This window comes from Nannocystis punicea, from assembly GCF_026965555.1.
Taxonomy (GTDB): domain Bacteria; phylum Myxococcota_A; class Polyangia; order Nannocystales; family Nannocystaceae; genus Nannocystis; species Nannocystis punicea.
Genome location: NZ_CP114040.1, coordinates 6,376,204 through 6,399,493 on the forward strand (window position 1 = coordinate 6,376,204; position 23,290 = coordinate 6,399,493).

The window sequence follows — 23,290 nt, forward strand, 5'->3', positions numbered from 1 at the left end:
CGGCGCGAGGCATGCGTCATCGCGCCGCGGCGGCAACCGGGCTGGGCCGGGACTCCGACGATTCGCCGGCGCAGTCGAGGCCGACGAATGGTGGCAGCCCGATCGGCCGCCGACGCGGAGCCGCGCGCGCAAGCTCCGCCGAGACCGATCGCCGCCGGCGCCGCTCAATCGAGCGAGAAGCCGCTGGCCTCGTAGCAGCCGGCGAAGGTCGTGAGGCTCAGGCCGGTCGCCGCCTCGGCGCCGGCGACCAGCCCCGGCGTGTCGCAACCGCCGTCGTTCTCCGGCCAGAAGTAGCCGCACGCGGCGAAGAAATTGAACTGACCCGACACGTCGGTCACCGTCGCCGCGCCCTGGCCCTGCACGGAGTGGGCGTTGTAGCCGTTCAGGATCACGTGCTCGAGCAGCACCCCGGGCGCGAGGTTCAGCGTGAACGCGACCGGCTCGTAGGACGACAGCACCAGAGTGAGCGGCACGTCGACGCGCGTGACGTCGACCGAGATCGCGCCCGCGGTCGCCTGGTACACGCCGAGGACGTGCAGCTCCTCCGCCTGCGCGAGCGGCTCGACGAAGCTCGTCAGCTGGCCCATCGTGCACAGGCCCGCGGGCACCGGCGGCCCCACGACCTCGCCCGTGTCGCCGGTCGTGCCGGTCGTCGTGCCGGTCGTCTCGTCCGCGGTCGTCGAGCTGGTGTCGTCCGTCGTCGTGCCGGTAGTCGTCGAGGTCGAGCTGCCCGCCGAGCTGTCGTCGCCGGGCGAGGAGCTCGAGTCGACCCCCTGCGTGGTCGTGCCGGTCGACGAGGTCGTGCTCGTGCTGGTCGACGTCGAGGTGCTGCTGGCGTCGGAGTCGCTGCCCGTCGAGGTCGTCGTGCCGGTGGTGCTCGTCGTCGGCTCGCCGGTGGTCGGCGTCGGCCCGGTGGTCGTGCTCGTGCCAGGCTCGCCGGTGCTCGGGACGGCCTCGGTGGTGGCGATCGTGTCGTCGCCGCAGGCGGCGAGCAGCAACGCGGACAGGCAAACGGCGCGGGTCATCGTCGCACACCGTACCACGGCCCGCGGACCGCGAGGATCGCCGGCGCCGCACGCGAAGACGCGCACGAGCTCGCCGGCGACCGGCGAATCGGAGCCACGTCGCACGCATCGGTGCCGGGCGAGCGGGGCCGACGTCCCACGCGGCCATGCTCGTATGATTGAAATCTATGGACATGATCTTTGGGACATGTCCAATTCGACAGCGACAGTCCGGGACCACGACCGCTCGGCCGCCGCCGCGGCAGTCGCGCGATGCCGCGCGAGCGCGCCGGCCACGACCGCGGCCTGGCCGTGAGTTGGGGCGAAGTCCGATTCAGCGGTCCAGCCGACGCGCAGGCAGTCACCTCGGACCGGGCCCGGATCCCGCCAAAGCCGCACCAGACGGGCGATAAAGCCGTCGGCCCCGCCACCTGCGCGCTCGCCGAGTCGCCCCGGGCCCGCGGCCGGTCGGGACACTTTACCGGCGAGGGCGCGGCGGCTAGCCTCGCGACGTGAAGTTCACCGAGGAGCAGCCCGGCGAGACGGAGCTGGCCGAGGCGCACGAGACCTCGACGATGCACACGCCGCTCAAGGCCGACACGCGCGTGGGCGTGCTCCTCGCCGATCGCTACCGGATCATGGATCGCCTCGGCAAGGGCGGCATGGCGGCGGTGTACCGCGCGGTCGACCGCCAGTCGGGCATGGAGTACGCGATCAAGTTCCTCGACCGTCGCTTCACGGCGGATCCCGACATGGGGCGACGCTGTCAACGCGAGGCGCGGACGATGGCGGAGATCGAGAGTCGCCACGTGCCGCGGGCGTTCATGGTCGGCACGACGCCCGAGAACGAGATCTACTTCGTGATGGAGTTCCTGCGCGGGCGTGACCTCGACCAGGTGCTCACGCGCGAGGGCCCGCTGCCGTGGCGGCGCGCGGCGTCGATCGGCCTCCAGCTGTGCGAGGCGCTGGCGGCCGCGCACGCGCGCAACATCATCCACCGCGACGTCAAGCCGTCGAACTGCTTCCTGGTCGAGGGCGGCGACGGCGGCGAGGACTTCGTCAAGCTGATCGACTTCGGCATCGCCAAGGACCTCGACGCCAGCGGCGAACAGACCGGCCTCGGCCTGGTGCTCGGCACGCCCGGCTACGTCGCGCCCGAGCTGCTCGCCGGCGAGTCGCGGGCCTCGCCGGGGACCGACGTGTACGGCCTCGGCGTGACGATCTACAAGCTCATGACCGGGCGCCTGCCGTGGCAGCCCGGCAGCGCCGGCGACATGACCTACGCGCAGATGCACGAGGCTCCGCGGCCGCTGCACGACCACGTGCGCGGCCAGCTGCCGGTGACCGTCGAGGCCGCGGTGATGCAGGCGTTCGAGCGCGACCCGTCGCGGCGCTTCCGCTCGGTCGAGGAGGTCACCGCCGCCCTGCGGCTGGCGCTGGAGGAGCCGCGCGCGGTGCCGCCGAGCGGCTCGGCCCTGCGCGAGGCCGCGGTGATCCCGGCGTCGGCGACGGGCCCGAGCTGGCGCCGCGAGGCCGCGATCGCGGCGGCCATCGCCGCGGCGCTGTTCGGCGGGGCGTGGACTCTGGCGCCCGTCGACAAGCCCGGTCGCGGCGGCTCGGGCCGGGTGCCGCTGGCCGCAGTGCGACCGACGCCGACGCACGAGCTGTTGGTGCGCGAGGCGACGGCGCAGGTCGAGCCGACGCGCGTCCAGGCGGCGCCCCCCGTCGTCCGTGAAGCGCAAACCGTGGCCCAGGCCGCGCCGGCCCAGGCCCCGAGCGTCGAGGCGCCGGCCGATTCGGCCGCAGCGACCCCGCCTGCCGCGCCCGTCGAGGCCCCTGTCGAGGTCGCTACCGCCCCGCCGACCACGCCGCCTGCGCCCGCGCGCCCGTTCTCGGCCAGCAAGGTCGAGACCCTGCTCGATCGCCGGCTGACCGACCTGCGCGTGTGCGCCCCGCCCGGCGCCGATCGCCTGCGCTTCACCCTGCTCGTCGCGCCCGACGGCGCGGTCGCGGGCGTGCAGGCGAGCCCGGCGTCGTTCCGCCAGTGCATCGCCGATCAGCTCGACGGCGCCACCTTCCCCGCCAGCGACGGCGGCGGCGAGCTCGAGTACGCGTTCCGGGCCAAGGACGCGCCGAAGCCGGCCGGCAAGCCCGCGCCGAAGCCGAAGAAGACGCCGCCCAAGGACGCGATGGACGACGACCTTCTGCCCGTGGGAGGCAAGTGACGGCGCCGACGATCGCCACGCCGCAGGGGCTCGCGCAGGGGCTCGCGCCGCGGATCCGCGCCGGCGCGTGGTTGACGCTGGTCTCCGGGCTGGTCGGCCTCGGCGTCAGCACCTGGCTGGTGCGGCTCAAGTTCGGCGCCGACCACCTGTGCGACGCCAGCGGCTGCCCCGGCGGCGAGGACGGCCCCGCCTGCGCCGAGGCGCTGGCGAGCGGCTGGTCGCAGCTGCTCGGCCTGCCGCTCGGCGTATGGTCGATCGGACATGTCGTGACGACCATGTTCCTGGCGGCCGCGGTGCTGCGCCGGCGCGGGCCGCTGGCCGAGGTCGCCGCGCCCGGCCTGCTGGGCCTCGGCGCGCTCGGGGTCGCGGTGTCGCTGCTGCTCGGCCTGTATGCGTACACCCAGTTCGCGCACATGTGCCCGTTCTGCGTCGCCCTCTACGCCACCTTGACGGCCGCGTTCGTCGGCGCGCTGCTGGTCCGCGGCGCCGCGCCGATCTGCCCCGAAGGACAGGCGCGAGTCGGCGCCGCGCGGGCGGTGCTGATCTGGGCCGTGGTCACCGGCGGGACCGCCCTCGCCTATCAGCTCGCGGCGCGCTCCGTGACCTGCCCGCCCCCGCCGCCCGATCCGCCGCCCGTCACGCTCGCGGCCACCGTCGACGCGCCGCGGGTCGCGGTGATGCTGTTCGTCGATCCGACCTGCCCGCTGTGCCGGCGCGAGCTCCACTTCCTGCAGCAGTCGCTGCCGCGGCTGCGCGCGCACGGGGCCGAGCTGTGGGTGTACATGTTCCCGCGCGCCAACTGCGACGAGCGGTTCTTGCCCTCGCACGAGTTCGTCGACGCCGAGGGCAAGCCGCAGACCCACGGCGAGGCGCGCAGCAACAACGCCTGCCTCGGCGCCCTCGCGGCCCTGTGCGCCGAGCGGCTGGCCCCCGGGCGCGGCCTCGACGGCCTGGCTGCCCTGTTCGACCTGCAGGACACCGAGGCTCCGCGCTTCACCACCGACAAGGTCGAGCGGGCGCTCGCCGAGGTCGCCCCGGCGCTCGGGCCCGGCGACAAGCTGCGCACCTGCATCGACGGCGAGGACGCCTCGGCGACGCTGGCGGCCCAGCAGCGCTACCTGCTGGCGTGGGTCAAGGCGCGCGGCGGCCGGGTCGGCGTGCCGCAGGCGTTCGTGGTGCCGATCGTCGACGGCCAGCTGCACCTCGACGAGGCGATGCCGGCGACCAGCGCGGGGAAGATCCTCAAGCTGGTCGAGGCGCCCGGCGCCAAGTGATTGTTTCAAAATGGCGATCGATCGCATCACAGTGAGCTTGAGCGCCCTGACGGCCGGCGTCTGGGCGATGGTGCTGTTCGTGGCCTGGGCGGTGGTCTCGGTGCCGACCGCGGCCGTCGAGCCCGAGGGCGGCCTGCGCTGCGACCCGCGCCGGCCCGACGAGGAGCAGTGCCCCGACGGCGAGTGGTGCGTGCACGGCGAGTGCACCCCGCACGAGGAGCCCCAGGTCGCCCAGCGCGGCGAGCAGTGTCGCGACTGCCCGTGCGACGTCGGCCTGCAATGCGGCGCCGACCTGCGCTGCCGCCCGCGCGGCGAGCCCGAGGCGCCGGCCCCCACCTGCGGCGATCCTGCGGTCGAGGCGGCCGTCTCGCGGCTGACGCAGGCCTGCCTGCAGCGGCGCACCAGCGTGCAGGACAAGGTCGAGGGCGGCGAGGGCTGCAGCGCCGACGAGTGGCGGGCCCTGCTCGCCGACGACGAGGAGATGAACGCGCTGCTGGCCGCGTTCCCCGACCGCCTCACGGTCTACTTCCCGTCCGGCGAGCCCCGCGCGCGCGCTCCCTGGCCCGATCCGGCCACGCGGGCGCACATGGTCGGCGAGCTCGCGCGCCACGCCAAGGCCCTGCGCGACGCCAAGATGCTGTTCGTCATCGGCCGCTCGAGCCCCGACGGCAACCCGACCGACGACCACGCGCTCGCCCTGCGCCGGATCAACGCGGTCGAGCGGCTCATCGACCAGGCGCTGGGCCGCGACAAGCCCAGCGAGCGCGGCGAGGGCCCGATGCTGATCGGCTGGGGCGCGCCGAGCGAGCGGCCGGTCGCGCTCGAGGCGTTCGTGCGCAACTACGCCGGCACCCAGACGCCGGTCGCCAGCACCCGCGAAGCCGGCGAGCGGCTCGCCGCCGCGTTCGCGGCCGTACGCGCCGGCGAGCCGGTCCCCGCCCGCCGCTCGCTCGAGCGCGACGTCAACCGCGTGGTCCTGGTGATCCCCGTCCCCTGCGCCGGCACCAAGGAGGCGCGGTGAAGCCCGCCCCCGCCCGCCGCCTGCTGCTCGCCGCCGCCCTGGCCGCCACCGTCGCCGTCGCCGCCGCGACCGCCGGCATCTGGCGCTTCCTACAGGTGCGAAGGGACATGTCCCGGACGCTCGAGACGTGCGCTTGCTGCGAGGAGCCGGCCCCGTGACGGCGCTCGCGGGGCTCGTCGAGGTGTCCCTTCGTGCAGGTGCGAGAAGACATGTCCGGAGCATCAGGCTCCTAAGAGCCTGGCGCTTCGGGCATGACCCATCGGACATGTCCTCTACGACCTGCCCCTGCGACCGCCGCCAGGAGCGCGCGCAGTGAAGACCACGCCGCTGCCCCCGCCCGAGCCGGAGGCCCCGCGCGCCTGGATCGCCGCGGCCTTCGTGCTCCTCGCTTCGGTGACCGTGCTGTCGGGCCTCACCCTGGTCCTGACCTGGCGCCTCGCCGCGCAGACCGAGGCGCTGGCCGAGCTGCGCGAGCGCGCCGCCTCGTGTCCCGTGCGCGAGCCGACCTCGTCGGAGCCGCGGATCGAGGTGGAGGCCGTCCCGCCGCCGCCGAGCGCCCCGCTCGGGTCCGGCGCCTACGTGGCCGCCGGCGTCGACGTCGCGCCGCTGATGCGCCTGCGGCTCGAGCGCGTCCGCCACGGGTCGCCCGCGGGCACGGTGCGGTTCGGCGCCGCCGACGTGCTGTCGCCGCGGGCCGTGCACGTCCTCAGCCTGTGGGCCCCGTGGTGCGTCGCCTGCAAGGAGGTCCTGCCCGACCTGCGCGAGCTGTTCGCGCGCCGCGGCGCCAGCTGGGGCGACGCTGTCCGCTTCCTCCCGGTCCAGGTGCTCGACCCCACCGCCCCCGAGGACGCCATCCGGATCTGGGGCCCGCTCATGCCGCCCAGCGCGGTGCAGCTGGCCGATCGCTCGCTGGCCGACAGCTTCATCGCCGCCCTGCGCGACGAGTCGCGCCGCCTGTACCAGGGCACCTTGCCGGTGACCCTGGCGTTCGACTGCAACCGCCGCGTCCGCTGGGCCCGGATCGGCGTCCCGAGCCCGGCGGAGCTGAAGGAGCTCGAGGAATGGCTCGACACCTTCCGCGCCGAGCTCAAGGACGGCGACCCGCGCTGCCGCCAGGTCTGGTGCGGCAACGGCCGCTGCGAGAACGGCGAGGCCGGCCGCTGCGAGGAGGACTGCGGCACCCCGGCCGAGGCCGCGGCCCCGAGCGAACGCCCGGTGACCGGCCCGATCGAGGTCGCGGTAGCCGCCCCGAGCGACGTCGCCGCGACGCCGACCGGCCCCGCGAAGACCGCGCCGAAACCGCGCGAGTGTCCGTCAGAGTGCCCGCGCTGCGACGCGAAGGGCCGCTGCCTCACGCTATGGGACGGCCCGCCGGCGACCGTGCCCATCCCGGCATCCGGCTGCGGCGACGGCAAGTGCGATGCCGGCGAGGACTCGAGCACGTGTTGCCGCGACTGCGGCTGCAAGCCCCCCCTGCAGTGCCGGCGCGGCCAGGGCGAGCAAGACGTCTGCCTGCCACCGCGGCTGTGGCCGGATTAGCGGCAACGCCGCGATTCGCTAGAGAGACGGCGGGCAGGCAGACCGCGACTATCCCGCGTCAGCAACATGCGGCATGTTCTTCTGAACATATCTCCAAGGACATGTTCAAAAGAACATACACGTTCTCGGCCACCTCGCTGTCGTGCTTTATGGCTTAGAAGCCATGTCCTGAAGGGCACATTCTCGAGAACCACGACCTTCAGGTCCCGTACGGCACCCCGCCTGGGTGGCTCAGAATCGCCCCTCGAGCACCAGCGAAGCTCCACCCAGTCGCACCTGGGGCCCGGCCGCGACCAGGAAGCGGCCGCCTCGATCGAGCAGGAGGCCGGTAACGGAGCTCGCTAGCAGGCCTCCACCGAGCCCGAGGAAAGCACCGCCGACAGTGTGCGTCACGCCGATTTGGCCAATGTTCCGCCGCTCGTCGTTGGTCCAGGCCATGCCGTCGGTCGCGCGATCGAACCGCTGCGCCCCGAGCCCGAGTGCCACCGCGCCGCCGATCGACATCAAGCCGCCGAGGGACGCGGTGACGATCCAACCGACGCGCCGCTGACGAGGCTCGGCCACACGGGCTACTAGCCCGCCGACCAGCGAGCCGGTGCCGACGCCGAGCACCGCGGCGCCGGCGGTCCGCAGCGTCCCCGCCGAGGCCACTGCCGCCTCGCAGGCCTGCACCGAGTACAGCGGATCGCCTGCCTGGCAGCGCTCGATGGGCCCGGCGAGGTTGGTCGACCACCGGCCCTGCCCGACCCCGAGCAAGCTCGCGCCGACCACCACTCCGACTGCGCCTACCCCCGACCACGCGAGGGTGAAGCGACGCAGCGTCCGTGCGTCCTGTCGCGGCCGGAGCTCGAGCACCTGCGCACCCGCACCGTTCGCCTCGACCCGTACGTCCTGCGCCACTGATTCGAAGCGCGGGTCGTCGATGCGGAGCTGCCAGACCCCGGAATCGAGCGCCAGCGTCGCGCGCCCCTCCGGGGGTACGGCGATCGTCAGGTCCGGTCGCAGATCCGACGCGTATGTGCCCCTGTACGACAGCGTGACGGTGACCGCCGACTCAATCTGGCGCGGCGCTCGCAGCTCGAGAGCCACGGGTCGCGTCTCCGTGCGAGCCGTCCGAACCAGCGCCGCAGCCTCCTCGCGCTGGACCGGCGTCAGCCCCGGCTGGACGAGCAGCGCCTCGAGGTGTGCGATCGCGTGGGTGTGATGACGCAGGGCGATCCGCGATGCTGCCGCATTGAACAGGTCCGATGCGACATGTCCTTCTCGCCACAAGGCCTCGAAGTCGACCGCTGCCTCGGCGTACCCGCCGCGTTCGAATGCCGCCCGCGCGCGACCGCGACGCGCCTCGACGTCGCTTGGAGCGCTCCCGCTCGCGGCCGGGGACGCGGACGCGGCCGGAGCAGGCGGCGCGAGAAGCAGGAGAGCGACCAAGAGGACGCAGACCATCGGCGGGGAGTGTACGGAAAACGACGGACGAACGCGAGGCCCAACCGAACTTGGGCGCCCCCCAACGCCAGTTGGGGGGCTCAGCGCACGCGCGCCCCGTTGATCGCTCGATCTGCCTCGCTTAGAGTTCCTCGTGATGCGCGTGCACGTGCGACTCGGCCTCCTGTTGACTCTCGGCGCCCTCAGCTGCCTCAAGAGCGACTTTCCGCCGGCGGACGACCCGTCGTGGCAGTGCAACAAGAACTTCGTCTGCGACCCCGACGAGAACCAGGTCTCCTGCCCCGACGACTGCATCTGGTCCGAGGCCGCCGGCGAGGGTCCCGCGGCAGTTGTATGCGACGCGCAAGAGAACTGGACCTTTGTCGAAGCCTGCCGCGAGACTTGCGGCAACGGCCAGCAGGACGACGGCGAGACCCAGGACACCTGCCCCCGCGACTTCCCCGGCCCAGGCTGCGGCGACGGCATTTGCGCCCCCGCCGAGGACCCGACCCGTTGCCCCGTCGAGTGCCACCCCGGCAGCTGCGGCGACGGCCTCTGCGACCACCACGAGAACACCGCCGTCTGCGCCGAGGACTGCACCGACAGCTGCGGCGACAGCGTGTGCCAGGCCGGTGAGGAGACCACCTGCACCCGCGACTGCCCGCCCTGCGAGGACGACTCCTGTGTCTGCGGGGACATGGTCTGTGGGACAGGCGAGTCCATGACCACCTGCCCCCAGGACTGCACCGAGCCCACCTGCGGCAACGGCGTCAAGGAAGGAAACGAGCCCTGCGACGACGGCAACAAGGTGGACACCGACGCCTGCACCAACGCCTGCGTCCTCGCCACCTGCGGTGACGGCATCGTCTGGCCCGGCGAGGAGGAGTGCGACGACGGCGACAACAACGGCCCCGGCCAGCCCTGCAGCGCCGATTGCGAGCTCAGCGAGTGCGGCGACGGCCAGGTCGGCCCCGGTGAGACCTGCGACGACGGCAACGACGACGACACCGACGACTGCGCCGCCTGCCAGCCCGCCTCCTGCGGCGACGGCTACCTCTGGGCCAGCGAGGAGACCTGCGACGACGGCAACCTGATCGACACCGACGCCTGCACCAACGCCTGCGAACCCGCCGACTGCGGCGACAGCATCGTCCACGAAGGCGAAGAAGAGTGCGACGACGGCAACGAGGTCGACACCGACACCTGCTCCAACGAATGCCTCAAGCCCCGCCGCGTCATCTTCGTGACGAGCAGCGAATTCAAGGGCAATCTCGGCCTCATCGGCGACATCGACAAAAAATGCCAGACCGCCGCGATGGCTGCTGGCCTGCCGAATCACTCAACCTTCAAAGCCTGGATCTCAACGTCTGCAACCTGGCCGGCAAAGCGCATGGATACGGGCTACCAAGGCATGTACGTCCTTGCGGACGGCACACCGGTCGTCGAGAACGGCTGGACGGACCTCACAGATGGAGCCCTGCTACACGCAATCGACCAGACGGAGAATCAGGACGCAGTAAGCGCGGGATCGTGGACAAACACGAAAGCAGACGGGACCAGAATTGACGAAGAAGATTGCGAATCTTGGACGGCTGATAGTGTGGACTTCTACGGAGCATTCGGGAAGACTAACGCGGCGGACACGTCTTGGACCGATTCGATGAACTCAATCACTTGCGATATCCCCCGAAGACTCTACTGCGTTGAGGACCCTTGACGCACAATGGCCGTTTTGAACGCCGCGAGCGCGAACGCGACGACTGCGGACCCGTGAAGATCTGCCGACTTGAACGCCGCGACTGCGAGCGCGCCGTCTGCGTGCCTGCCAAGATTCGGTCGACTTGAACGTAGCGAGCGAACCCGACGTCTGCGTGCCCGCCAAGATCCGGCCGACTTGAAGGCCACGAGCGCGAGCGCGAGGTCTGCGTGCCCGTCAAGAGTTCGCCGAATTAACACGGCGAGGGCGAGCGCGGCGACTGCCGACTCCCGCCGACCAGCGCCCCGGCGCCGACCAGCCCCGCGCCCGTCACCACCCCGACCGCGCCCGCCGCTCCCCAGCCCAGCGCGAAGCGGCGCAGCGCGCGTGCGTCGGGGCGCGCGCGGAGCTCGAGGATCTGCGGCGCCGTCGGGGCCGACGCCTCGACGCGAACTTCGAGCGTGATCGGCTCGAAGCGCGGGTCGTCGACGCGCACGCGCCACACGCCCGGGTCGAGCGCGAGCGCCGTCCGGTCGCCGGGACCGATCGTCTTGGAGATGTCGGGGCGCACGTCGGACGCGAACGCCGACACGGTGCCGAGCGTGACCGTGAGCGGCGTCGCCAGCGGCCGCGCGGACCGCAACACCAGAGTCACCGCCACCGTCTTGCCGCGGGCGATCTTCTCGAGGTTGGAGGCCTCGCCGCGCTGCTCCGGCGTCAACGTCGGCAACGCCAGCAGCGACTCGAGGTGGGCCACCGCGTGCGCGTAGTGGCGGAGCGCGAAACGCGAGGCTGCTGCATTGAACAGGTCCGAAGCGCCATGTCCTTCGCGCCAGAGCGCCTCGTACTCGAGCGCCGCCTCGGCGAAGCGACCGTTCTCGAACGCGGCCTGGGCGCGAGCACGACGCTCTTCGCCGCTCGTCGGCGCGTTCGGACCCGTGGCCGGCGACGCGGAGGACGGAGCGGCAGGCGCCAGGAGCAGGAGAGCGGCCACGAGGACGCAGACCATGGGCCAGCGAGTCTACGGAAAAGTGCCGACGAAGGCGAGCACCCAACTGCAGTTGGTCCCCCCCCAACCGGCGTTGGGGGGCGGATGGGTGGCCCACGCCGTTGCTCGCCGCAGATCCGTGCCTTAGGATCCATCGATGGCGCGCAAGCACCTCCTGATCGCTTTCTCGCTCGGCCTCGGCGGCCCGAGCTGCCTCCGCGGCGAGTTTCCGGCGGCCGACGATCCGCACTGGCAGTGCAACAAGGACTTCGTCTGCGACCCCGACGAGAACCAGGTCTCCTGCCCCGACGACTGCGTCTGGTCCGAGGCCACCGGCGAGGGCCCCGGCGCAGAGGTGTGCGACGCCCGAGAGAACTGGACCTTCGTCGCCGCCTGCCGCGAGACTTGCGGCAACGGCCAGCAGGACGACGGCGAGACCCAGGACACCTGCCCCCGCGACTTCCCCGGCCCCGGCTGCGGCGACGGCATTTGCGCCCCCGCCGAGGACCCCACCCGCTGCCCCGTCGAGTGCCACCCCGGCAGCTGCGGCGACGGCCTCTGCGCCCTCCACGAGAACACCGCTGTCTGCGCCGAGGACTGCACCGACAGCTGCGGCGACAGCGTGTGCCAAGCCGGTGAGGAGACCACCTGCACCCGCGACTGCCCGCCCTGCGAGGACGACTCCTGTGTCTGCGGGGACATGGTCTGTGGGACAGGCGAGTCCATGACCACCTGCCCCCAGGACTGCACCGAGCCCACCTGCGGCAACGGCGTCAAGGAAGGAAACGAGCCCTGCGACGACGGCAACAAGGTGGACACCGACGCCTGCACCAACGCCTGTACCACGGCCACCTGCGGCGACGGCATCGTCTGGAAGGGCGAGGAGGAGTGCGACGACGGCGAGGACAACGGCCCCGGCCAGCCCTGCAGCGCCGATTGCGAGCTCAGCGAGTGCGGCGACGGCCAGGTCGGCCCCGGCGAGACCTGCGACGACGGCAACGACGACGACACCGACGACTGCGCCGCCTGCCAGCCCGCCGCCTGCGGCGACGGCCACCTCTGGACCGGCGAGGAGACCTGCGACGACGGCAACACGATCGACACCGACGCCTGTACCAACGCCTGCGAACCCGCCGACTGTGGCGACAGCATCGTCCACGAAGGCGAAGAAGAGTGCGACGACGGCAACCAGGTCGACACCGATGCCTGCTCCAACGAGTGCCTCAAGCCCCGCCGGGTCATCTTCGTGACCAGCGAGAAGTTTGTCGGCAACCTCGGGGGTCTGAGCGGCGCGGACATGAAGTGCGCGACGGCGGCGACCGCCGCGGGGCTCACGAACGAGGCGACCTTCAAGGCCTGGCTGTCGAGCGGAGGAACCTCGGCTGCGAAGCGGCTCGACACCCAATACCTGGGGATGTACGTGTTGAGCGACGGAACTCCGGTGGCCGAGAACGGCTGGGCCGATCTGACTGATGGCGAGCTCCTGCACGCAGTCGACCTGACCGAGACGAACGTGAAGATAAACACGACTCCGTGGACGAACACGAAGACCGACGGAGCCGCCGGCGAGAACCACTGCGACGGCTGGAATGACGATACCGGGGACTTTTCCGGCGGATTCGGCAAGACCAATGCGAGCAATGCGGCCTGGACCGACGCGATGGACAGCAACTCGTGCAACAATTTCGCCTCCATTTACTGCATCGAGGACCCGTGAAGTACTGGAGGAGTTCAGGGCCTGTGACCAGTAGGCCTCACGCAAACGGGCCCATAGGGACTTGCCTCCTCGGGCTCGCCCTCGCGACCTGCGCAAGCGAGCCCGAGCACCCGCCCTGGCAGTGCAACAAAGACTTCGTCTGCGACCCCGACGAGAACCAGGTCTCCTGCCCCGACGACTGCGTCTGGTCCGAGGCCACCGGCGAGGGTCCCGGCGCCCAAGTGTGCGACGCCCGAGAGAACTGGACCTTCGTCGCCGCCTGCCGCGAGACCTGCGGCAACGGCCAGCAGGACGACGGCGAGATCCAGGACACCTGCCCCCGCGACTTCCCCGGCCCAGGCTGCGGCGACGGCCTCTGCGCCCCCGCCGAGGACCCCACCCGCTGCCCCGTCGAGTGCCACCCCGGCAGCTGCGGTGACGGCCTCTGCGACCTCCACGAGAACACTGCCGTCTGCGCCGAGGACTGCACCGACAGCTGCGGCGACGGCGTGTGTCAGGCCGGTGAGGAGACCACCTGCACCCGCGACTGCCCCCCTTGCGAGGACGACTCGTGTGTCTGCGGGGACATGGTCTGCGGGACAGGCGAGTCCATGACCACCTGCCCCCAGGACTGCACCGAGCCCACCTGCGGCAACGGCGTCAAGGAAGGAAACGAGCCCTGCGACGACGGCAACAAGGTGGACACCGACGCCTGCACCAACGCCTGTGCCCTCGCCACCTGCGGCGACGGCATCCTCTGGAAGGGCGAGGAGGAGTGCGACGACGGCGAGAACAACGGCCCCGGCCAGCAATGCAGCGCCGATTGCGAGCTCAGCGAGTGCGGCGACGGCCAGCTCGGCCCGGACGAGACCTGCGACGACGGCAACGACGACGACACCGACGAATGCGCCGCCTGCCAGCCCGCCGCCTGCGGCGACGGCCACCTCTGGACCGGCGAGGAGACCTGCGACGACGGCAACACGATCGACACCGACGCCTGCACCAACGCCTGCGAACCCGCCGACTGCGGCGACAGCATCGTCCACGAAGGCGAAGAAGAGTGCGACGACGGCAACCAAGTCGACACCGACGCCTGCTCCAACGAGTGCCTCAAGCCCCGCCGCGTCATCTTCGTAACTAGCGGAGAATTTAAGGGGAATCTCGGCCTCATCGACGACATAGATAAAAAATGCAGGACCGCTGCGGAGAACGCCGGCCTCGCAAACCCCATGACCTTCAAAGCCTGGATCTCCACGGGAGATTTCTGGCCGGCCATGCGAATGGATACGAGCTACCTCGGCATGTACCTACTCGTCGACGGCACGCTGGTCGCCGAGAACGGTTGGGCTGACCTCACGGACGGGACAATTTTCCATGCCATTGACAGAACGGAAATGGGAACGCTCGCGGACGGCACCCCTTGGACCAATACCAAGGCTGATGGCACCGCGGGTCTCAACCATTGTGTGGGTTGGTCCAGTTCTTCTCAAATGAACACAGGGTTGTACGGCTCTACCCTCGCCACGGACACCGCCTGGACCGACTCGACGAAGATAGCCGCTTGCTCCTTCCCGGCCCCGCTCTACTGCATCGAGGACCCATGAAATGCATTGAGGACCCATGAAACAGCGCAACGAGCTGGCTTCTACGCCCGACCGATTCACCACAGACGCCACCTGGACAAATTCGACGTTCGCAGTCTTTTGCTCCTTCTCTGCCCCACTCTTCTGCATCGAGGATCCGTGAACCACCGCAACGGTCGGGCACTTGCCCCCAGTCGACTCGAGGGTCGTCTGCGCTTCGGAGTCTCCCTACTCGCCCTTGCCCTCACCACCTGCGCAAGCGAGTCCGAGCACCTGCCCTGGGAGTGTAACCACGACTTCGTCTGCGACCCCGACGAGAACCAGGTCTCCTGCCCCGACGACTGCGTCTGGTCCGAGGCCACCGGCGAGGGCCCCGGCGCTGAAGTCTGCGAAGCCCGAGAGAACTGGACCTTCGTTGCCGCCTGCCGCGAGACCTGCGGCAACGGCCAGCAGGATGACGGCGAGACCCAGGACACCTGCCCCCGCGACTTCCCCGGCCCAGGCTGCGGCGACGGCTTCTGCGCCCCCGCCGAGGACCCCACCCGTTGCCCCATCGAATGCCACCCCGGCAGCTGCGGCGACGGCCTCTGCGACCTCCACGAGAACACCGCCGTCTGCGCCGAGGACTGCAGCGACAGCTGCGGCGACACCGTCTGTCAAGCCGATGAGGCGACGACGACTCGTGTGTCTGCGGGACATGGTCTGCGGGACAGGCGAGTCCATGACCACCTGCCCCCAGCACTGCACCGAGCCCACCTGCGGCAACGGCGTCAAGGAAGAGAGCGAGCCCTGCGACGACGGCAACAAGGTCGACGGCGACGCCTGCACCAACGCCTGCACGACCGGCGGCGACGGCATCCTCTGGCCCGGCGAGGAGGAGCTCCCCCCTCTTTTGCATCGAAGACCCCTAAAAAACTCGGCCCGACCGACCCCTCGCCTGCGTCTGCCCAAGGCCGCTGGTGAAGGTTCCGCCTTCAGGTGTGCGACGTGCGAAAGACTGGACCCTCGTCGCCCTCGGGCCACCCATCGACTCGCTACCGCTCACCCCAGCCCCGCGGCCAGCCCTTCCGCCAGCCGGGCCACGAACGCCTGCTCGTCGTGCGCCTCGATCTCCTCCGCCACCTCGTTCATCACAGTATAGACATTCGCCATCACGAACATCATGTCGATCGGATCGGGCGCCTCGTCGATGGCCAGGCGGGTGAGTGCGCGGGCGATCAGCGAGTGGCGCTGCTGTAGGACGATCCCCTCGTCGAAGCGGGCGATGCCCGGCTCGCTACCTGTCCCGATGGCCAGGCGATCGAGGCGCAGCTGTTCGAGCGCCGACCCGTGGCGCGCACGGGCCCACTCGAGCTCTGCGCGGACCAGCGCCAGCAACTGCTGCTCGGGCGTCGGCTTCGGCGCGGGCGCCGGCACTGCCGAGGCCACGGCCTCCGCCCCCGGAGCCTTCCCCGGCCCTTCCCCGAGAAACGCCCGCCGCACCTCTTGCTGCTGCACCTGCAGCTCCCTCGCCTGCGCCCTCCTCGCCGCATCCTGCACGAGCCTCACCAGCTCCTGCTGCGCCGCCGCCTCCGCCTCCACGCGCCTCCTCGCCTCCTCGGCCGCCTTCGCCCGCGCCTTGCGCAGCGCCGGCGGCACGATCTCCGCCAGCGCCGCCTTCAGCTCCGTCAGCGCCTTCCCCAGGTCCCCTGACATCCCCTCTGCACTCTCCAGCGACTCATCCACGTGGGCCAGCCAGTTCGCCGCCTTGTCGCGCTCGCTCGCGTTCATCCGGCCGCCGGACTTCACCTGTTTCGCCAGCGTCTCGTACAGCCGGCACACCTGCTTGCCCAGGCTGCTGTGCTGGCGCGCGTCCAGCCTCATTGCTCCGGATTCACCGTTCAGCCCCCAGCCGCTCACGATCCCTGCGCAGGGCAGCCCCGGCGCTGCCTGGATTCGCCCGACCTCTCGCCCCTCGCGGGCCAGCGCCACAGTATCGTCATTCGTCGGTGTGCGTGGGATCCACAGGTGCGCCTCGAGTCCGCCTGCGATCATCGCCTTGCGATCGACCCACGCCACCTCGCGCAGATCGGGCAGCTTGCACTCCGGCGCCGCGGCCAGCGCCCGGATCGCCGCCAGCTCCGCTTCCCAGCGATAATCGAGCACCTTCACCTCGCCCAGCGCCTCGAGCAAGCGGCGCGCCGGGGGGTCGACCACCAGGATCCTGCGCTCCGACTCGGCCGAGCGCGGCGGCGCCTCCACCGGCTTCGTCACCACCTCGAACGACTTCTGCGAGCGCACCGAAATTTCCGCCAGCGAGCACCGCGAGCCCCACACATCGATCAGCAGCGGCAACGCCTTCACCGCCTCCACCCCGCGCCCAGGCTCCGAGCCCTCCTTCGTCGCCTGCTGGATCCGCCGCGCCGCGTACTCGAGCAGCAGCACCCGCCCCGCCGCGCGCTCGTTCACCGGCAGCGATTCGTAGCCCTCGCACAGCGCCACGATCAGATTCGTCGCCGCCCGCCGGCAGCGGCGCAGCAGATGACCATAGCGCTTCGTCCGAGTGTCGACCTCGCCGCTCGACGTCAGCGGCAGCTCGAGATCGCTGGCGATCGCCACCAGCGGCGCCGCTGCGCCCTCGTGCACGAATTCCCCGATCTTGCGCCCGTCCAGGCACACATCGATGCGCAGCGTCGCCTCGCCGTTCTCGCGGCGCAACCCCACCTCGCCCTCGACCTTGCCCTTCTCGTCCGCCAGCGACGTCTTCGTCCACACGCTCGCCGCGTCCAGAGTCAGCGACGTGATCGTCGGCAGCTCGGCCAGGCGCCGCGCCAGTCGCTGCGCCCGCACCCGCTCGCTCCCGTCGACCACGCCTGCCTCACCGACCCACCGGCGCAGCGCCGCGATCGCCGGCGCATCCTCGCGCACGATCGGCGGCTCCGGCAGCGTCGCCCCCGGCGTCGTCATCGGCACCCACGCGATCCGGCCCTCTGCGGCCACCACTGCCTCGACCTCCTCGAGGCTCAGGACTCGCCGGCCGATCGTCGCGAACAGCGGCACTTGCATGAGCAGCGGCGCCGCGGCCAGCACCTCTGCGCGCGTGCTCTCGGCCAATCGACGCAGCAGCTGCGAGCGCAACCACGTCCACGTCGCATCGTCGATGCCCGACCCGCGCACCCAGCGGTCGACCACGCCCATCACCAGAGCCCACGCCGCGCTGCGCAGCGCGATCGCCACCGCCGAGACCGCCGCCTCTTCCGCCACGTCGTCCCAGCTCGCGTTCGGCCGCAGCCCCGTCGCCGACGCCAACCCCGTGATCGGCCCGAAGCCCAGCTCGAGCGTGCGCCTCGTCAACGGTCGGCCCTCGAAGCGCAGCTCGATCGTCGCCGGCGGCACCTCTTTCGCCGGCGCGCTCGCCAGTCCCGGCGGATGCAGCGTCAACACCGCCTCGACCTCCTCCGTGCGCCACGAATGGCACCACAGCCCCGGCTCGATCCCCGCGGCGGTCGCTGCCTCGTGCGCCGCGCGCGTCAGCTCCTCGCTCGAGCGCGCGTTCTGGGCCCAGAACTCGCGCTCACGGCGGCGCACCGCCAGCGTCGGCGCCCACGACTGCAGCATGCTTTCCCCGCCGAGCAGGCCCGCGAGGATCTTGCGGTCGCCGCGGCCGAGCCACGCGATCTCGCGGCCGAGCGACGGCTCCTGCGCCACCGAGCGATCGATCTCCTCGAGCCGACCGACCCGCGCCTGTCGCCGCGCCAGCTCGTCGAGCGAGCGCCGCGCCCCGTCGAAGTCCTCGAACAGCGGCACGTGCATCAGCGCTGCCAGCGGCCACGACGACGCGCGCAGCTGCGCCGCTGACGGCAACCACTGCCCCACGACCTCCTGACCCGGCCACAGCGCCTCCGGCACCCCGAGCCGCTGCCACAGGCCTACCCGCGTCTCCGCGTCGAGCGCCAGCAGCAGCCACGCCTTGACCACCCCGCGCACGCCCATCTTGGTCGACGTCCCGCCTGACCTTTGGGCCAGATCGGCCAGCGGCCCCTGCAGCGCCGCCAGCGCGCGCAGCACCACCTCGACCAGCACCGCGTCGCGGGCCGCGTCGTCGAACATCTCGCCCGGCGTGAACGGCCCCTCGACCGCCAGCTCGAGCCCCGCCACGCCCCAGTCGACCTCGATCTGGCGCAGCAGACAGCCCTGTCCGATCAGCCAGATCCGCCCCTCCGTCCGCCCGCCCTCGACCGCCTCGGCCGCCAGCCCGAGCTCCCCGCGGATCGTCGCCGTCGCCGCCAGCGGCGCGCGCAGCAGGTACTTCCGGCTCTTCGGCAACTGCGGCGACGTCCGGCGCTGCAGCCACGCCAGCCGCGCCCTCTCGCGCTGCTGCGCCGCCGCGAGCGCGTCGTCGACCGCGATCACGTTGCACGCCAGCAGCCGCGCCAGCTGATTCGCCTCCGCGCGAGGCACCCGCGGGATCGGCGGGCCCTCGGCCTTCAGCGTCGAGTACGTGCCCGTCGCGTAGCGCAGCTCACGAGCCCCGCTCTCCGCGTTCGTCGTCACCGCCCCCGCCAGCACCTCCAGGCCGACCGTTTGAACATGTCCCTCCGAACATGTCCTCGCGTCCATCCACGTGATCGCCCGGGCCAGCGGCGCCACCTCGGCCCGCTTGCGCAGGTCGCGGAGCTTGAGGAACTGCAGCACCTCCGCGCGGATCCGCGGCATCACCGACTCCGGCCGCAGCTCCCCGCTCTCCACCCCTGCGACCGCGCGCGCCAGCAGGGCCCAGCGGGTCGCGCGGACCAGCACCGCGACCTGCTCGAAGCCCGCGTCGGCGACGATCTTCGCCATCGACACGTCCTTGCGGAGCGCCTCGGCCTCGACGATCGCCACCATCCCGGGCCCCACGCCCTCGAGCGGGTGAGTGTCGATCCACACCCCGTCCTTGACCAGGTGCACCTCCGCCGGCGAATCGCCCGGGAGCAGCGCCACCATCCCCGTCATTCCCGGCTCGGCCAGCTCGAGCGTCAGCATCGCGTGCGCGACCCTGGGCCCGAACGCGATCGCCTGGCCGTCGAGCGTGATCGACATCTGCGCGTGGGCGCAGCGCTCGCGCAGGTACACCTCCTCGGCCAGGCTGCCGCGCAGGTCGCGGAAGAACGCGATCAGCAGGCCGACGTGCAGCCGCTTCTCCACGTGGATCGTCGTCTCCGCGATCGGCGGCTCGATCGTCGTCAGCGCGTCCTCGCGGCCGGGCACCAGCCGCAATTGTGAAGGCCCGCTGCGCAGCACGATCTGGCTCGGCCCCAGCCCGAGCGCCGCGTTGAGGCCGAGCGCCAGCTGCCGGAGCCCGCGCAGGTCGGCCTCGTCGCCGTCGGCGAAGATCGATCCCCACAGCTCGTCGAGCTCCGCGCGCCTGAACGGCCGGCCGTCGAAGCGCATGCGCATGTCGTCGGCGTCGATGTCGAACGCGATCCGCGTCGCCCCGCGCAGCGCCGCCGCCTGCACCAGCTCGAGCACGTAGCGGCGCGCGTCGGCCAGCTGGAACTTCTGCATCTTCGCCCGCGCCTGCGCGCGGTCCAGGGTGAAGCGGCCCTGCGAGTCGACCTCGCCGCCGGCCCGCAGTTCGTCGACCAGCTCGTTCAGCCGTCCATCCGTCGCCATCGCGCCTCCGCGGCCGCGCTCGCCAGCTCGGCGTCGACCGTCGAGCTCAGCTCGCCGTGCAGAAAGAAGGACTTGATCGCCAGGTACGCCGCCAGCTCCGGCTCGCGCCTCGCCACCGCGCGCAGGTGGAGCAGCGTCGGGTGCAGCGCCGACAGCACCAGCACGCGCCCGCTCGCCAGCCAGCCGCTCGCCAGCAGGCCGACGTCCGCCGTCTTCGTGCACTCGCCGAAGCGCGCCTGAGTGATCGCCACGCGCTCCGCGATCGCCGACTCCGGGTAATCGAAGCGCCCCACGGTCACCTCGCGGACCTTCCAGCCGCGCGCCTTCAGCAACGCCGCCAGCGCCGCGCACAGCGGCGCCCACGCGCTCGCCTCCTCCGATGCCAGCGGCAGCGCAGTGCACCACCGAGTGATCGGCGTCGCCCACGCCGCGGTCGCCGTGTACACCAGAGTGTCGATCGCGTCGCGCGGCGCGCAGGCGATCACGAAGTGCTTGTCGGCCCGCATCGCCGCGACCAGCGGCGACATCGCCGTCGCGCACAGCACCGGGCGCGAAGTCGCCTGCTCGCGCAGCGTCTTCATCGCCACCGGCGGCCCGCCGATCGTCGGCAGCACCTTCGCCGTCAGCCAGCGCGGCTGCGCGTAGCGGAAGTTGAACGGCGCCTCCGCGCAGCGGTACAGCAGCTCGCGCACGTGCGCGGGCGCGGCCTCGCCGGCGGCGATCCGCTCGAGCGCCGCGAACACCTGGTCCATCAGCCGCCCGCGCGCCACCTCCTGCACGATCGTCATCGCCTTGGCGTAGTTCTCGTCGCGGATCACGTTGTCGCGGGTCAGCGTGTGCTCGAGGAAGCGCGAGTCGATCTTGTAGGCGATGAACGGCAGCGACGCGTCGCGCTCCTCGTGCAGCGTCAGGCCGCCGTGGTAGTAGCCGCGCAGCGCCTCGGCCTCGGGCACGATCGCCATCACCAGCGAAGTGCCCTCCTCCTCGTGCCGCACCTTGCACAGCCCGTCGAGGTCGAGCGGGCCGCTCACGCGCTCGCCGTCGAGGAGCAGCTCGATCGTCACGTGCTTGCACCAATACGCCAGGGTCTCGCGCGCCCTCTCTCGCGCCGTCTCGACCTCGGTCGCCGACGCCGACTTGTACAGCCGCACAGTCGTGCCCTCGACCGGGTCGTGCAGGCGGATCCGCTCGAACGAGCGGTCGCGGCGGAACACCACCCGCCACCACTCGCCGGCGCGACCGGTGTCGACACAAACCACATCCGGATCGATCGCGAACACCGACACGAAGCCGATGCCGAACCGGCCGATCTTCGTGTAGTCGCCCTCCTTCGCCGACGAGAACAGACGGGTGAGGCGCGTGTCGATGATCTCGCGCGTCATCCCCTCGCCCGCGTCGGCGACCTCGATGATCATCGCCCCGCGGCTCGGGTCGTGATCGATGCGCACCTCGATCTGCGGGCTGCCGGCGTCGATCGAGTTCTGCACCAGCTCGCGGAGGAACGCCCACGGATCGGCGAACTGGTGGACGAGGCCCTCGAGCGCGTCGCCGACGTTCGTGATCTCCGGGGCCTGCCTCGCCATCGATCGGCGAGCACGGTACCTCCGGGCGCGACCGGCCGGCAAGTTACGGCCCCGCGCGAGGCGGAGCGGAAGCGCCCCGCAGCGCGCAGGACCGGGGCCGCTCAGCCGCAGCCGTCGCCTTCGGGGCAGGCGTTGTTCTCGTCGCGGGGGACCGTCTGCTCGCAGCCGGCGATGTCCTCGAACGTGTTGCTGGCCGAAAAGTCAGGTCCGCCGCCTTGCCAGCCGCGCGAGATGCCGTTGCCCGCGCTGTGGGCGATCGCCGTGTTCTGGATGAACGCGCTCGCCGGCATCCCCTCGACGAACAGGATGCTCGCCTCGTCGGCCTCGGCGCAGGTGAAGCCGACGCAGCCGCACTCGCCGCCCGCATACTCGACGCGCGCGTGCTCGAGGCGGTTGTGGGCCGCGGGCACGCTGCCGTACCACAGGCCGATCCAGTCGCCGGGCGCCGGGGTCTCCGCCGCCGACGTGAACACGATCGGCTGCTCCGCAGTGCCGACCGCCACCAGCGCCCCCGTCGCCGGCTCGACGTCGCTCGTCCAGTGCTCGATCTCCAGCGCGGTCCCCGGCAGGAACTCGATCTTCACCCCCGGCTCGATCGTCAGCGTCGTCAGCGCCTGCGCCGGCCCGCCGACGCTGAAGCGCGAGCCGCCGAACTCGCCGAAGTGGTACGGCACCCCGCGGTCGCGCATCGTCGCGTCCTCTTGCAGGCCGCCGCTGCTGTTCGCGCCCTCCTCGTCGATGTGGATCTTGTCGACCAGGTTGCCGGTGTAGTCGCCGTCGGGCAGCGAATCGAGCGTGTGCTCGCCGAGGCGCACCGGGTACGGGTTCTCCGCGCTGCCGCTGCCGGTCACCACCAGCTGCGTCGACTCGGGCAGGAAGCCCGACACCCACTGCGCCAGCACCCCCGTGCCGACCGAGTCCTTCACCGTCACGTGATCGACGCGGGCCAGCTTCTTGGTCGGCGTCTCGCTGTCGCCGCGCAGCACCAGCGACGCGTTGTAGAGGAACCCGTCGGACCCGCCGCCCTCGAGCGTCACGTGCGACAGCAGCAGCTGCGCCGTGTGATACGCCACCAGCGCGCTCCACGGCGCCTCGCCGTCGCGCACGAAGCGGATCGGCCGCTCCGGCTCGCCCTCGGCCTTGAGCGTCGTCACCACCGTGGAGCTCGTGTGGCCGAACACCAGCGCCGCGTCGGCCTGCATCCGCACCTCCGCGCACGGCTCGATCGTCAGCGTCGCCCCGTCGGGCACCGACACGAAGCGCGTGACGATGTGCGGGCTCCCGTCGGCCGTCCACACCTCGTTCATCCCGACCTCGCCGTCGTGCATCGTCGGCCCCGCCATCGGCGCCGGACAGGCTTCTGGCGCGCCGGTGGTCGGCGCCTCGGTGTCGGTGGCCGTCGCGCCGGTGCTGGTGTCGGTGTCGGGCGAATCGGTGGTCGCCTCCTCTGCGGGGCACGCGCTCAACGTGCAGAGGGTCAGCACCGCCGAGGTCGTCCAGGTCGAAGTCTTCAAGTCATGCTCCTTCAAAGATGCGGGCCTTGTAGCCGACGTGGCCCGGCCCGCGGATCACCGCGGCCGCTCGCCGACGCCGTGACAAGCTCACGCACGTGCGCATCGGCC

The 23,290-nt window shown here is 71.6% G+C and carries 15 protein-coding genes; 9 read left to right on the forward strand and 6 right to left on the reverse strand.

Annotated features, from left to right (window positions below; all coding sequences use genetic code 11):
• Nucleotides 1-164: 164 nt before the first annotated feature.
• Nucleotides 165-1,025 (reverse strand): hypothetical protein, encoded by an 861-nt coding sequence (locus tag O0S08_RS24585; protein ID WP_269041679.1) that lies wholly within the window; start codon nucleotides 1,023-1,025, stop codon nucleotides 165-167.
• Between the two features lie 491 nt (nucleotides 1,026-1,516).
• Between O0S08_RS24585 and O0S08_RS24590 the strand changes: the two genes are divergently transcribed.
• From O0S08_RS24590 to O0S08_RS24610, 5 genes are all read left to right on the forward strand, one after another.
• Entirely contained in the window at nucleotides 1,517-3,229 is a 1,713-nt protein-coding gene (locus O0S08_RS24590) for a serine/threonine-protein kinase (protein ID WP_269041680.1), read from the forward strand.
• A complete protein-coding gene (locus O0S08_RS24595) occupies nucleotides 3,226-4,503 on the forward strand; it encodes a vitamin K epoxide reductase family protein (protein WP_269041681.1) in 1,278 nt (425 codons plus the stop codon). The genes O0S08_RS24590 and O0S08_RS24595 overlap by 4 nt, the downstream gene beginning before the upstream one ends.
• A 10-nt stretch (nucleotides 4,504-4,513) precedes the next feature.
• Nucleotides 4,514-5,524, forward strand: a complete 1,011-nt coding sequence (locus O0S08_RS24600; protein WP_269041682.1) for a hypothetical protein — start codon at nucleotides 4,514-4,516, stop codon at nucleotides 5,522-5,524.
• Nucleotides 5,521-5,682 carry a hypothetical protein gene (locus O0S08_RS24605; RefSeq protein ID WP_269041683.1) on the forward strand — a complete coding sequence of 54 codons (162 nt, stop codon included), beginning with the start codon at nucleotides 5,521-5,523 and terminating at the stop codon, nucleotides 5,680-5,682. The genes O0S08_RS24600 and O0S08_RS24605 overlap by 4 nt, the downstream gene beginning before the upstream one ends.
• Before the next feature lie 154 nt (nucleotides 5,683-5,836).
• Complete coding sequence (locus O0S08_RS24610) at nucleotides 5,837-7,063, forward strand: TlpA family protein disulfide reductase (RefSeq protein WP_269041684.1); 1,227 nt, start codon at nucleotides 5,837-5,839, stop codon at nucleotides 7,061-7,063.
• 231 nt (nucleotides 7,064-7,294) lie between these two features.
• Here O0S08_RS24610 and O0S08_RS24615 read toward each other — a convergent pair whose 3' ends face one another.
• Nucleotides 7,295-8,152: a hypothetical protein gene (locus O0S08_RS24615; RefSeq protein ID WP_269041685.1), complete on the reverse strand. Its 858-nt coding sequence runs from the start codon at nucleotides 8,150-8,152 to the stop codon at nucleotides 7,295-7,297.
• A 493-nt stretch (nucleotides 8,153-8,645) separates the two neighbouring features.
• Between O0S08_RS24615 and O0S08_RS24620 the strand changes: the two genes are divergently transcribed.
• Entirely contained in the window at nucleotides 8,646-10,205 is a 1,560-nt protein-coding gene (locus O0S08_RS24620; protein WP_269041686.1) for a DUF4215 domain-containing protein, read from the forward strand.
• A 232-nt stretch (nucleotides 10,206-10,437) separates the two neighbouring features.
• On the opposite strand, the gene O0S08_RS24625 is transcribed toward O0S08_RS24620, so the two are convergent.
• Complete coding sequence (locus O0S08_RS24625; protein WP_269041687.1) at nucleotides 10,438-11,193, reverse strand: hypothetical protein; 756 nt, start codon at nucleotides 11,191-11,193, stop codon at nucleotides 10,438-10,440.
• Between the two features lie 136 nt (nucleotides 11,194-11,329).
• On the opposite strand from O0S08_RS24625, the gene O0S08_RS24630 reads away from it, so the two are divergent.
• From O0S08_RS24630 to O0S08_RS24640, 3 genes are all read left to right on the forward strand, one after another.
• The gene (locus O0S08_RS24630; protein ID WP_269041688.1) at nucleotides 11,330-12,889 is read left to right on the forward strand and encodes a DUF4215 domain-containing protein; all 1,560 of its coding nucleotides are present in this window, start codon (nucleotides 11,330-11,332) and stop codon (nucleotides 12,887-12,889) included.
• On the forward strand, nucleotides 12,886-14,472 hold the full coding sequence (locus O0S08_RS24635; RefSeq protein ID WP_269041689.1) for a DUF4215 domain-containing protein: 1,587 nt from the start codon (nucleotides 12,886-12,888) through the stop codon (nucleotides 14,470-14,472). Before O0S08_RS24630 ends, O0S08_RS24635 begins: the two co-directional genes overlap by 4 nt.
• A gap of 700 nt (nucleotides 14,473-15,172) precedes the next feature.
• The gene (locus tag O0S08_RS24640) at nucleotides 15,173-15,592 is read left to right on the forward strand and encodes a hypothetical protein (protein ID WP_269041690.1); all 420 of its coding nucleotides are present in this window, start codon (nucleotides 15,173-15,175) and stop codon (nucleotides 15,590-15,592) included.
• On the opposite strand, the gene O0S08_RS24645 is transcribed toward O0S08_RS24640, so the two are convergent.
• From O0S08_RS24645 to O0S08_RS24655, 3 genes are all read right to left on the reverse strand, one after another.
• The gene (locus O0S08_RS24645; protein WP_269041691.1) at nucleotides 15,493-20,085 is read right to left on the reverse strand and encodes a hypothetical protein; all 4,593 of its coding nucleotides are present in this window, start codon (nucleotides 20,083-20,085) and stop codon (nucleotides 15,493-15,495) included. The two genes, O0S08_RS24640 and O0S08_RS24645, sit on opposite strands and share 100 nt — an antisense overlap.
• Complete coding sequence (locus O0S08_RS24650) at nucleotides 20,064-21,668, reverse strand: ATP-binding protein (RefSeq protein ID WP_269041692.1); 1,605 nt, start codon at nucleotides 21,666-21,668, stop codon at nucleotides 20,064-20,066. Before O0S08_RS24650 ends, O0S08_RS24645 begins: the two co-directional genes overlap by 22 nt.
• A 101-nt stretch (nucleotides 21,669-21,769) precedes the next feature.
• Complete coding sequence (locus tag O0S08_RS24655; protein ID WP_269041693.1) at nucleotides 21,770-23,182, reverse strand: beta-helix domain-containing protein; 1,413 nt, start codon at nucleotides 23,180-23,182, stop codon at nucleotides 21,770-21,772.
• Nucleotides 23,183-23,290: the final 108 nt, after the last annotated feature.

Bases quoted from the DNA above. Each gene is read 5' to 3' on its own strand.
- O0S08_RS24585 (WP_269041679.1), bottom strand. From the start codon at position 1,025: ATGACCCGCGCCGTTTGCCTGTCCGCGTTGCTGCTCGCCGCCTGCGGC.
- O0S08_RS24600 (WP_269041682.1), top strand. From the start codon at position 4,514: ATGGCGATCGATCGCATCACAGTGAGCTTGAGCGCCCTGACGGCCGGC.
- O0S08_RS24620 (WP_269041686.1), top strand. From the start codon at position 8,646: ATGCGCGTGCACGTGCGACTCGGCCTCCTGTTGACTCTCGGCGCCCTC.
- O0S08_RS24625 (WP_269041687.1), bottom strand. From the start codon at position 11,193: ATGGTCTGCGTCCTCGTGGCCGCTCTCCTGCTCCTGGCGCCTGCCGCT.
- O0S08_RS24630 (WP_269041688.1), top strand. From the start codon at position 11,330: ATGGCGCGCAAGCACCTCCTGATCGCTTTCTCGCTCGGCCTCGGCGGC.
- O0S08_RS24640 (WP_269041690.1), top strand. From the start codon at position 15,173: ATGACCACCTGCCCCCAGCACTGCACCGAGCCCACCTGCGGCAACGGC.
- O0S08_RS24645 (WP_269041691.1), bottom strand. From the start codon at position 20,085: ATGGCGACGGATGGACGGCTGAACGAGCTGGTCGACGAACTGCGGGCC.
- O0S08_RS24650 (WP_269041692.1), bottom strand. From the start codon at position 21,668: ATGGCGAGGCAGGCCCCGGAGATCACGAACGTCGGCGACGCGCTCGAG.